Source organism: Methylobacterium sp. CCH7-A2, assembly GCF_001557075.1.
Classification (GTDB): Bacteria; Pseudomonadota; Alphaproteobacteria; order Rhizobiales; family Beijerinckiaceae; genus Allobosea; species Allobosea massiliensis.
This window is the reverse complement of the sequence record NZ_LSKN01000091.1, coordinates 1-10,695: the sequence shown is the minus strand read 5'-3', so window position 1 is coordinate 10,695 and position 10,695 is coordinate 1. Positions and strand designations below refer to the sequence as shown.

Here is a 10,695-nt window from a genome sequence, read left to right as displayed (position 1 = left end):
TCAAGGCCGAGGGGATCGATCTGCCGCTATCGACGCTGGCCGACCAGGTCGGCCACGGCAGCTTCGCCCTGAAGCCAGTCTTCGATCTGATCGAGGCCCATGTGCTGGCGGCCGAGCGCCTGCATGGCGACGACACGACGGTCCCGATCCTGGCGAAGGGCAAATGCGCGACCGGGCGGATCTGGACGTATGTCCGCGATGATGGCCCCTTCGCCGGACCTGCGCCGCCGGCGGTGGTCTATTACGCCTCGGGCGACCGACGCGGCGAGCACCCTCAAAAGCATCTGGCCGGGTTCGCCGGCATCCTTCAGTGCGACTGTTACAATGGCTTCGAGCCGCTGTTCGACCCGCAGCGGAAGGAACAGCCGATCACGCCGGCCTTTTGCTTCGCCCATGCCCGGCGCGGCTTCTTCGAGCTGGCCGACATCGCGAAGAAGGCCCGCGACGGCGTGAGGGGAAAGCCAGTCTCCCCGGTTGCCCTGGCGGCGGTGAAACGCCTCGACGCGCTGTTCGAGATCGAGCGCGCGATCAACGGGCGCAGTGCCGAGGAGCGGCGGGCAGTGCGGCAGGAGAAGAGCAGGCCGCTTCTCGAGGACATGCATGACTGGTTGCTGCGCGAGCGCGAAACCCTCTCGCGCTCCGCCGAGGTCCTGAAGCCGATCAACTACATGCTCAGGCGCTGGGCCGACTTCGCCCGCTTCCTCGACGACGGCAGGATCTGCCTCAGCAACAACGCGGCCGAAAGAGCGCTACGGGGCATCGCTCTGGGGCGGCGCAACTGGACCTTCGCCGGCAGCCAGCGCGGCGCCGACCGCGCCGCCGTCATCCTCACCCTCATCGCCACGGCTCGCCTCAACGATGTCGATCCAAAAGCCTGGCTCGCCGACGTCCTGGCCCGGATCGCCGATCTGCCCGTCTCGCGTCTCCACGAGCTGCTGCCGTGGCAGTGGCGGCTCCTGCGCGCAGCCGAAAAGCCCGCAGATCAGAAGGCCGCCTGACCTTCACGCGCCCCATCATCGCGCCAGCGGCCCTCGCGCGAAGGCTTCAGTCATCGGCCCTCCTCGTGTGCGTACAGTATGGCTGCGGCACTAACACTTTCGCTGTTCAACCACGTGTTCTGGTGCGTGTCGCTGCTGTGCATCGCACGTGCCGTGGGCAACCATGTGGACTGGATCAAGGGTTTCGTGGTGTTTCCGCTGGCGATCTTCAGCAACATTTTCGGTGTAGCAGGCGGCTTCGGCGTCGGCACGGCGGCATTCGATCTGTTCCTGTCGCAGTTGCTGGGCATAGGCAATGGGGCGTTGATCGGCTTGCTGTTCCAAGGCTTGGGTGCGTTGTCGCGGCTCGCAGGATTGCCGTTCTATCTCGGAGCGGCGCGTTCGGGGCAGTTGCGAGCACTTGAAACGTCTTTGCCCGACACGCCGCCGACGGAGCGTTAATGCCGATCCCGATCTCCGAAGACCGGACTGTTTTGATACGATCCAAGCTCCCGTGGCTGGGCGTGGCGATTGCAGCTGTGTTGATGTTCCGTCTGTCTCTGACGGCCGACCGTGATGTGGTCGCGCTGAACGCACCCTACGACGAGTTCTGGTTCATCAACAGCGCTGCGCGCATGGTTTGGGGCGGTCACTACAACCACCTCGCCTTCGCGCATCTGCCCATCTATTCGATATGGCTCGCGGCGCTCAATCTGCTCGGCGTGCCCGCCCGCCTCGGCATCGATCTGGCGTGGCTGGCTTCGACGGCCTACGCGGGCTTCGCGCTGACTCGCCTGTCTAGGCGCACTTGGGCCGGTGTCGCGTTTTGGCTCTTCTGCGCCTTCCATCCGCTGTTTCTGGTGCTGTTCGACCGGGCTTTGTCGGAAACCCTATTGTCCGCGCTGGTGGCTTTGATGCTGGGTGCGGGCGTCGAGATCTGGAACACCCGCAACGCCGCGCATACCCGGCGCGGTGTGCTAGCAACCTGGCTGTTTGCGGTGGCTTTCGCACTGGCTGTGCACACGCGCAAAGAGGGTATCCTTTTTGTCTTGCCGCTGGCGTTGCTGCTGGCGGGATCGCTGCTTTTCATGCGGCGGCAATGGTGGTCGTCTGTCAGAGGCCACCCATTGGGCGTGCGGCTGGTGGCCGGCCCGCTGCTGGCAATGGTGGTGATCGGCGCCATCTTGGCTGGTGCGAACTATCTGCGGTGGGGACTTGCGGTGCGCTACGAACTGGCGGCGCCGGGTTACACGAAAGCCATAGCGGCATTGAACCGTATCGATGCCGGCCATGGCCCGCTGCATGTCACCGTGACGAGCAAGTCACGGCAGTTGGCATACGAGCATAGCCCTACATTCCGCGAACTGCAGGGTTTTTTCGAAGGCGAGGCCGGCCGTTCGCTCGCGGCTTACACAGCGCGCTATACCGGGCAGGAAGGTGAGATCGGCAATGGTTGGTTCTATTGGGCGCTGCGCGATGCTGGCGCGGTGGCAGGCTGGCACAGCAGCGCACGCCGTGCCGACCGGAAGTACGCCGCTGTTGCGGCGGAGCTGCAAGCAGCATTTGCAAGCGGCGCGCTGAAGGCGCACCCGGCTTGGACGCCTTCTTTTCTCGATCCTGACTTGGGCAAGTGGCTTGGTCGGGTGCCGGCGTCGAGCTGGAATGTCTTCAATCTGATCTTCGCCACCGACCCAGATCTTGTGTCCGCGCCAGATGAAGATGCTACCGACCGCCAGTGGGTGGAGTTCATTGAGGTCGCGGCCCGCCGCAACCCTTTGCCCACGTTGAAGTTGAGCGGCTGGATTGTTCTGCCGCCCGGTTCGTCGGTGGGCTTGTCCGCCGCCGACGGCACCTTGCTCCACCAAGTCGCGCTGCGGCCTCCCATGCGGCCCGATGTGCCAGGGGCGTTTCCGTTCAGCCTCGCTGCATCGTCGGCGCCGCCTGGGGCACGTCTTATCGCCACGACGCCGGACGGGATGGCCACGACCGTTCCGCTGTCCAAATTGCAGGCGGGCAAGATGATCCAGACCGATGGCGCACACCCGGCAACACTGGGCGTCGACGAACTCGTCACGGGCAAGCGACCTAGTTTGTTGGTAGCCAGACTGGCTTGGTGGGGAGGACATCCGGTCTCGCTAGACTGGATTGGCGGGTTGTCCGTGGCCTATCGTCTGGTCAATGCTGCGTTCGTCGTGCTGGTCCTTGGCATCTTGGTGTTGTGGGTGTTGACGCGACGCCGCAGCATGCCAACGATGATCATCCTTGCGCTGGTGGCCGTTGCCTTGGTTTCGCGGGCGGTGCTGCTGGGGGTGCTAGACGCCAGCTCCTGGAGCGGCGTTCAGGCGCGCTACATGATGCCACTCATCCCAGCGTTCGCATGGGTGGCACTGCTAGGGCTCCATGAGTTGCTCGAGGGGCGCCGCTAGCCTGCCAATGGTCAACCAGTGCTCTCGCTTCGTGGCGGTTTCGCGACGCTGCCCTATAAAGCCACAACGCCCAAAATCAGCTACGCGAAGACCGATATGCAACCCATGGAGAAAGCCAAACACTTGACCACGACCTGAACAGATAACACCATCCGGGCAGGTCACTTCTCAGTGAAAACCCAAGGATCACTTTACGACCGAAATCAACAGCTGCGGCTCAGGCTGCATTCAAGCTGTCTCGGTACCAAGCAAAGGTTGAGGCCAAGCCTTCATGGAGCTCGATTCGATGAAGCCAGCCGGTCGCTGCCAATGCTGAAACATCCAGCAGCTTTCGCGGCGTGCCGTCCGGCTTCGACAGATCCTGCCGAAAACCGCCCTCATAGCCGACGACCCCGGCAATCATATCGGCCAGCTCCCTGATCGAAACATCGCTGCCCGTCCCTATATTTATCGGGACACCGCTTTCATGAATTTTCATCAGATGTACCAGCGCATCGGCGAGATCATCAACATGAAGAAACTCACGTCGTGGCGTGCCAGACCCAAATATGACGACCTGCTCCTCTCCATTTACTTTAGCTGCGTAGATCTTGGCCATTAGAGCCGGAAGAACATGACTGGTCGTTAGGTCGAAGTTGTCATTAGGGCCGTAAAGATTGGTCGGCATGGCGGACACAAAGCGCGCGCCGTGTTGATGGCGATAGGCTTGGCACAGCTTCAGACCCGCAATCTTCGCAATCGCATACCACTCGTTCGTTGGTTCAAGCGCCCCGGTCAGCAACATGTCTTCCGTGATCGGCTGCGCCGCAAACTTCGGATAGATGCACGAGGAACCGAGGAAAAGCAGCTTCTCGACGCCGACGCGATGCGCGGCGTGGATGATGTTAGCCTCGATCATGAGGTTGTCGTAGAGAAAATCGGCGGGACTCTGCTGATTGGCTATGATTCCGCCGACCTTCGCCGCGGCCAAAAATATCGCGTGGGGTTTTTGTGCGGCGAGCCAGTCCTCGACCTCGACCTGGCGGGTCAGGTCGACTTCATTACGGCCTGCCTGAAGGATATCACAATCCTCCGTGGCAAGACGCCGCACGAGCGCGGATCCAACCATACCGCGATGGCCCGCGACATAAATGCGTTTGCCGCGCAGATCGAAGGACTGCCGGCTGTACGAGGAGAGGATCGGTCGCTCAGCCATGCGTTTGATACCGTCTCTGCTCAACCCCGACCGTGCCGAGATCGCTCTTGACCATCTCTCTGACAAGATCCTGGAAAGCGGTCTTGTGCCGCCAGCCGAGTTTCTCCTGCGCCTTTCTCGGGTCGCCGAGGAGAAGATCTACCTCGGTGGGCCTGAAATAGCGCGGGTCGATTTCGACAAGACACTGCCCGGACTCTTCGTCGAGGCCCTTTTCCTCGGTGCCCTCGCCCTTCCAGATGATCTTGCGACCAACCACGGCAAACGCGCTTTCGATGAATTCGCGCACCGTATGGGTCTCGCCGGTCGCCAGCACGTAATCGTCCGCGACGGGCTGCTGCATCATCAGCCACATCCCTTCGACATAGTCCCGGGCGTGCCCCCAGTCGCGCTTAGCATCAAGGTTGCCGACATAGAGCCGATCCTGACGGCCCAACTGGATCGCCGCGACCGCGCGGCTGATCTTGCGTGTGACGAATGTTTCCCCTCGGGTCGGACCCTCGTGGTTGAATAGGATACCGTTGGAGGCGTGGAAGCCGTAAGCTTCTCTATAGTTCACGGTGATCCAGTAGGCGTAGAGCTTCGCCGCGGCATAGGGGCTGCGCGGGTAGAAAGGCGTCGTCTCGCTCTGCGGGGTCTCCATCACCTTGCCGTAGAGCTCTGACGTCGATGCCTGATAGAAACGGACCTTTTCGCCGAGCTTCAAGATCCGGATTGCCTCGAGAAGCCGCAATGTGCCGATCCCGTCCGCGTTGGCCGTATATTCAGGCGTCTCGAAGGAAACCTGGACATGACTTTGAGCGGCAAGATTGTAGATCTCATCCGGCTGCGTTTCCTGGATCAGACGGATCATGTTGGTCGCGTCGGTCAGGTCCCCATAATGGAGAACAAACCGGACGTCATCTTCGTGCAAATCGCGATATAGGTGATCAATCCGATTCGTATTGAACAGCGAGGCCCGCCGCTTGACGCCGTGGACGATGTAGCCCTTCGATAGCAGCAGTTCAGCGAGATATGCGCCGTCCTGTCCGGTGACGCCTGTGATGAGAGCAACCTTGCTCGACTCGGACGACATCAGGTTTTTCTCCTCAATTCCTGCAGAAGTAGGCGAGCAGCAGCTTGCCAACGCGAATTTCTTTGAAATGGAACAATAAATTCAGCGCCAGATCAATGCGAAAACCAAAATTTTTATTCACAACTTCGCACCCTGCTGGCTGAATGACTGCACATAAAACCTGAATTATGTTCAGCGACTTAATCGACATACCACTTCTTCTAATTTACTCAAGCTCAATACGATCCATCATTTCCCTGTGCTAGCGTACGTAATGAAGGCGACAGGCCCGAACGTCAAGCTAATACCGTGCGCGGACAGGCGTAGTCGGTAGCTGGAGACCCCAGGCTCTGCATGTTCGTCCCATCGACCGGGCCAAGTTTGCCTTCGTCGAGGTGCATCGAGAGGGGATTAGACAGGCTTCCTCACAAATCGCTCAACCGTTCCTAAGGTCTCCTCAATGAGTTGCGATCGGAAAGCGACAAGAAGCGGACAACCATCAAGGCAGGGCTGGGGCGGCTGGCAGCGGCCACAGCCTTTTGTCGAACGACCTAACGGGTAGCTTCGCTCGCAAATTCCAGCCCCTCCTCAAGAAGCGAGCCCGCGGCCGCCTCGTCCATCGCCTCGACATAGACCCGCAGTTCGGGGGCGTTGCCGGAGGCGCGGAAATGGATGGTGTTGCCGTCGCCCAGCGTCAGGCGCAGTCCATCGCGGCGGTCGCGGGCGGCGACGCCGCCATGGGCTGCGAAGGCCGTCTCGCGGAAGGTTGGATCGTCGGCGTCGAGCCGCGCGATCAGCGCAGCCGTCTTCTCCTGCGGCAACTCCTGGAGCCGGTCCGAGAGCGCGATGGCGAAGTTGCGCTCGGCGGCAAGCCGGCTCAGCGGCGCGCCGGCTTCCGCGACCGCGCTCAGCACCGCCAGGATCGGCAGCACCGCGTCACGCGTCGGCAGCGCGGCGAGGCGACGCCCCCTGCGCTCGACATCCGAGCCGAGCAGCACGCCGCCATTGGCCTCGAAACCGACGACACGGGCCGCGCCGCCGGCTGCCGCTTCCGCCATGCCGGCGATGACATAGGGCGAGCCCACGCGGGTGCGGAAAACCTTCGGGAACAGGCCCGGCCGGTCGAGGGCCGAATTCGAGGTGACGGGCGAGACGATCGTATCCGCGTCGAGGAAGCGCGCCGTCAACGCGCCGACGAGATCGCCGCGCAGGAAGCGTCCGGCTTCGTCGGCGACGAGCGGGCGATCGGCATCCCCGTCAGTGGAAACGATCGCATCGAGCCGGCTTTCTCTCGCCCAGCCCGCCGCGAGCGCGACATCCTCGGGCCGCAGGGCCTCCGTATCGACCGGAATGAACCGCTCGGAACGGCCGAGCGCCACCGGCTTCGCGCCCAGCGCCGCCAGAATTTCGCAGAGCACGTCGCGTCCCACGGCGGAGTGCTGGTAGACGCCGACGACGAGGCCCGCGAGCGCTTCGGCGCCGAAGAACGCGACATAGCGGGCCCGGTAAGCGCTCAGCGCATCGAGGCTTCGCGCCGTCACGGGCTCAGTCGGCATCGCTGACAGGCCGAGCGCCGCGTGATGGGCAAGGATGCGCACCTCATCGGCTTTGTCGATCTCGCCTTCGCTTCGGTAGAATTTCAGCCCGTTGCGATCATCCGGGATATGGCTGCCGGTGACCATGATGGACGGCGCGCCGAGCTGATGCGAGGCGAGCGCCAGGGCCGGCGTCGGCACCGCGCCGCAATCGACCGGGACCAGACCCGCATCCGCGACCGCCCGCGCGCATTGCGTCGCGATCAGCGGGCTCGACGAGCGCAGATCGCGCCCGATCAGGACCTCGCCGCCGGGACCGGCCGCGCCGTCCTCCGCGATCATCGCACAGAAGGCGCGCACATGACTGTAGGCAGGCAGCCCGACCAGTTCGGAGACGAGGCCGCGCAGGCCGGAGGTTCCGAATTTCAGGCTGGTCATCACGAACGCTTGTAGATGTCTTCGATGCGCACGATGTCGTCCTCACCGAGATAGGAGCCGACCTGGACCTCGATCAGTTCCAGCGGGATTTTGCCGGGGTTGGCCATGCGGTGGACGCAGCCGATCGGCAGATAGATCGACTCGTTCTCGTGGACGACGATGGTCTCGTCATTGCGCGTGACCTCAGCCGTCCCGCGGACCACCACCCAATGCTCGGCCCGGTGGAAATGCTTCTGGAGCGAGAGAATCCCACCCGGCTTGACGGTGATGCGCTTGACCTGGTGTCGGACGCCGAGATCGATCGAGAGGTACCGCCCCCAGGGACGCTGGACCTCGCGATGGGCGCCGGCCTCAGACTCCCCGCGGGCGGTGATCAGCGCCACCATGTCCTTGACCTTGTCGGCGCGGGACTTCGGCGTGACGAGCACGGCGTCGCGGGTGGAGATGACCGCAATGTCGTCGAGCCCGATGACCGCGACCAGCGCATCCTCGGAGCGGATCAGGTTGTTGGCGCCTTCGAGAACATAGCCGCGCCCCTCGATGGCATTGCCCTCGCCATCTTTCTCGGCGAGATCCCAGACAGCCGACCAGCCACCGACATCCGACCAGCCGAAATGCCCGGGCAGGACGGCGGCCTTCTTGGTCCGCTCCATCACGGCGTAGTCGATCGAGATTTTCTTGGCGCGGCCGAAGGCGGCAGCGTCCAGCACCAGGAAGTCGAGATCGGTACGGGCCTTTGCGACCGCCTCGATGACGGGATCGACAACGTCCGGCTCGAAAGCCTCGAGCTCGGCCTTCATCGTCGCGGCATCGAAGATGAAGTTGCCCGAGTTCCAGAAATAGCCGTCGAGGAGATATTGCGCGGCCGTCGCGGCATCGGGCTTCTCGACGAAAGCGGCGACCGTCCGCGCGGCCTCGCCGATCGCCTCGCCCGGCCGGATATAGCCATAGCCGGTGGCGGGATGGGTCGGCGGAATGCCGATGGTCACGATCCGTCCTTCAGCCGCGACCTCGCCCGCCCGACGGCAGGTCTCGACGAAGAGGGCGCCGTCCTGCACGACATGGTCGGCCGCGAAGACGCCGACGACGGCCCGATCATCGGCTGCCAGCGCGAGCTGCGTCGCCGTCGCGACGGCGGCGGCCGAGTCCCGCCGCGTCGGCTCTAGCACGATCTGGGCGCTGACGCCGATAGCCTGCAGCTGGTCGAGGACTGTGAAGCGGTACTCTGCATTGGTAACCACGATCGGGCGCCCAAAGACCGCGCCGTCCGAGAGCAGGCGCATGATCCGCTGAAAGGTCGAAACCTCGCCGAGGAGCGGAATGAACTGCTTGGGCATGGTGTCGCGCGAGACCGGCCAAAGGCGCGTGCCCGCGCCTCCGCACATCACGACAGGAACGATTTTGCGCGACATTTTTCGTGAGCTCCGAGGGCAGGCTTCAATAAGCTAGCGTCGTAGCGGAACGCAACGCCTTCGATTTGCCTTTGCCGGCTGATGCGGTTCCGATTGATGCGGCGCGAATTCCTGTGTCCAACGGCTAGTGTTCACAGCAGATTTTCGGCTGCCTCATTAAGGCCGCCTGTTCGTCATCGTGCCCGATCTAAGCTCGGTTATCACTGTCGTGCTGGTGCTTTCCCCGACATTCGAGCCAGCGGGTGACACTGGAGATATTCAGGTGCCTGAGCTGGACGACCGCCGCATCGCATTGGTCATAGCTCACTCACGACCCGGATGTTTCGACGGTAGGCGCCTCTGCGAGGTCATGTTCGCTCACGAAGCCATTGTCTGCGATCATCGACAACGCGCCGCTCTTCAAATGGTGGAATAGTTGCCCTGGCTGTGGAAGACCCCACATGCGGATCATGACCCGTAAACGCTTTTCCAGGTTCGCAATGGTCGCCGGATTGTTGGTCGGCCTCATTTATTGGGCCTCGCCCTATGTCGCTGCGGTCAGGTTCGCCGAAGCGGCCAAGCGACGCGACATCGAGGCCGTTGTCTCGCGTTTCGATGTTCCTCGTATACGAATCTCATTGGCGCGGCAGATTGTCCGCGCATATCCCGTTGATCAGGCTCTTGCCGCAGCTCTCGACCCTGTTGCACGTCAAGCAGCTGGTGTGGTGGCCGTGACTTATGTTGATGCCATGATTGCCGAGCATTTTTCCGCCGAGACGCTTGCCGCGGCGCTCGCAGGCCACGACAGCAGCGTTTCGGGGTCTTCAGTCAAGCTTCCGGGACTCATGGAACTGGACAGCGCTTGGTCTGTTTTCATGCGCTCTGGTTTCACTGGCCCTGTTTCGTTTGCGATCGACATCGAGGCCGGCGACGGCTCTCATTTGCGCCTCGGCTTCCGATGGATCAGTGGTACATGGCGGGTGGTGTCGTTCGGCCTGCCCCGAGAGGTCATCATCGAGGCCATCAGATTGCTCAAAAGCCGCACGGGATGAGCAGCTTTTGCCGGGTCACGTGCGACCTCGGTCGCAGCTCTACTGGCCTGTATCCCGGCCGTTGACGCCCGTCGGTAGGCACGGGCACGCGATGGGGTCACCAACTGGATGAGTTTGCATCGCTTTCGCTACGGCGAACCGTGCGATCGGACCACGGTTGATGATCTGTGGACGACAACACAGAACGAGCTTGCCTATCGACGTGGATCGCGGCGACCAGGCAGAGCTGCGCTGTCTCTTTGCAGTTAAACCTGAGAAGCAACATCAGGGGTCCGGACGCGAGAGCAACGAATTAGTATGGTCGAGCCGTTCCGCCGGATTGCCGAGCGCTTGCGGGGCGACTGCCGGGTCACTCAGCTTTCTGACAGACTTTGATCGACACAGGCGCTGGTTCGCAATCCAGCCACGCGGCATCACTGATTGCCGGGGGCGGTCGCCCATGCTGGAAAGTGGTGTAGCATCGGCCCTTGATCACACAGGCAGCCATGCTGAGGATACCGACCGTGCCAGTGGTGCCATTGTTTCCGCATCAGCGCATCGAAGACCTCGTGCAACGCATCGAGCAGTTGGTGATGGGTAAGCGTCGTCCTCAGGCCACATCCCTGAGAGCGGCCTGAGCCGGATATTCCC

Annotated in this window: 9 protein-coding genes; 4 read left to right on the top strand and 5 right to left on the bottom strand. The window is 62.5% G+C overall.

Annotated elements, in window-relative coordinates:
• The 3 genes from AX750_RS07620 to AX750_RS07610 all read left to right on the top strand — a co-directional run.
• Positions 1-998 (top strand): IS66 family transposase (locus tag AX750_RS07620; protein ID WP_156462433.1); only part of this gene is annotated, 998 nt, incomplete at its 5' end.
• A 78-nt stretch (positions 999-1,076) separates the two neighbouring features.
• Complete coding sequence (locus AX750_RS07615) at positions 1,077-1,439, top strand: hypothetical protein (protein ID WP_066719864.1); 363 nt, start codon at positions 1,077-1,079, stop codon at positions 1,437-1,439.
• A complete protein-coding gene (locus tag AX750_RS07610) occupies positions 1,439-3,403 on the top strand; it encodes a hypothetical protein (RefSeq protein ID WP_066719861.1) in 1,965 nt (654 codons plus the stop codon). Before AX750_RS07615 ends, AX750_RS07610 begins: the two co-directional genes overlap by 1 nt.
• A 217-nt stretch (positions 3,404-3,620) precedes the next feature.
• On the opposite strand, the gene AX750_RS07605 is transcribed toward AX750_RS07610, so the two are convergent.
• From AX750_RS07605 to AX750_RS07590, 5 genes are all read right to left on the bottom strand, one after another.
• Positions 3,621-4,598, bottom strand: a complete 978-nt coding sequence (locus AX750_RS07605) for a GDP-L-fucose synthase (RefSeq protein ID WP_066719858.1) — start codon at positions 4,596-4,598, stop codon at positions 3,621-3,623.
• Entirely contained in the window at positions 4,591-5,670 is a 1,080-nt protein-coding gene (gene gmd / locus AX750_RS07600; protein ID WP_066719854.1) for a GDP-mannose 4,6-dehydratase, read from the bottom strand. Before gmd ends, AX750_RS07605 begins: the two co-directional genes overlap by 8 nt.
• A 13-nt stretch (positions 5,671-5,683) precedes the next feature.
• Positions 5,684-5,860 (bottom strand): hypothetical protein, encoded by a 177-nt coding sequence (locus AX750_RS26430; protein ID WP_156450174.1) that lies wholly within the window; start codon positions 5,858-5,860, stop codon positions 5,684-5,686.
• Positions 5,861-6,200: 340 nt separating this feature from the next.
• Positions 6,201-7,622 carry a phosphomannomutase gene (locus tag AX750_RS07595; protein ID WP_066719852.1) on the bottom strand — a complete coding sequence of 474 codons (1,422 nt, stop codon included), beginning with the start codon at positions 7,620-7,622 and terminating at the stop codon, positions 6,201-6,203.
• Positions 7,622-9,034, bottom strand: a complete 1,413-nt coding sequence (locus AX750_RS07590) for a mannose-1-phosphate guanylyltransferase/mannose-6-phosphate isomerase (RefSeq protein WP_066719851.1) — start codon at positions 9,032-9,034, stop codon at positions 7,622-7,624. The genes AX750_RS07595 and AX750_RS07590 overlap by 1 nt, the downstream gene beginning before the upstream one ends.
• A 440-nt stretch (positions 9,035-9,474) precedes the next feature.
• Here AX750_RS07590 and AX750_RS07585 point away from each other — a divergent pair, with 440 nt between their 5' ends.
• Positions 9,475-10,065: a DUF2939 domain-containing protein gene (locus AX750_RS07585; protein WP_066719848.1), complete on the top strand. Its 591-nt coding sequence runs from the start codon at positions 9,475-9,477 to the stop codon at positions 10,063-10,065.
• Positions 10,066-10,695 lie beyond the last annotated feature (630 nt).

Excerpts from the sequence above, each read along its gene's own strand:
- AX750_RS07615 (WP_066719864.1), top strand. The coding sequence starts at position 1,077 with ATGGCTGCGGCACTAACACTTTCGCTGTTCAACCACGTGTTCTGGTGC.
- AX750_RS07610 (WP_066719861.1), top strand. The coding sequence starts at position 1,439 with ATGCCGATCCCGATCTCCGAAGACCGGACTGTTTTGATACGATCCAAG.
- AX750_RS07605 (WP_066719858.1), bottom strand. The coding sequence starts at position 4,598 with ATGGCTGAGCGACCGATCCTCTCCTCGTACAGCCGGCAGTCCTTCGAT.
- gmd (WP_066719854.1), bottom strand. The coding sequence starts at position 5,670 with ATGTCGTCCGAGTCGAGCAAGGTTGCTCTCATCACAGGCGTCACCGGA.
- AX750_RS26430 (WP_156450174.1), bottom strand. The coding sequence starts at position 5,860 with ATGTCGATTAAGTCGCTGAACATAATTCAGGTTTTATGTGCAGTCATT.
- AX750_RS07595 (WP_066719852.1), bottom strand. The coding sequence starts at position 7,622 with ATGACCAGCCTGAAATTCGGAACCTCCGGCCTGCGCGGCCTCGTCTCC.
- AX750_RS07590 (WP_066719851.1), bottom strand. The coding sequence starts at position 9,034 with ATGTCGCGCAAAATCGTTCCTGTCGTGATGTGCGGAGGCGCGGGCACG.
- AX750_RS07585 (WP_066719848.1), top strand. The coding sequence starts at position 9,475 with ATGCGGATCATGACCCGTAAACGCTTTTCCAGGTTCGCAATGGTCGCC.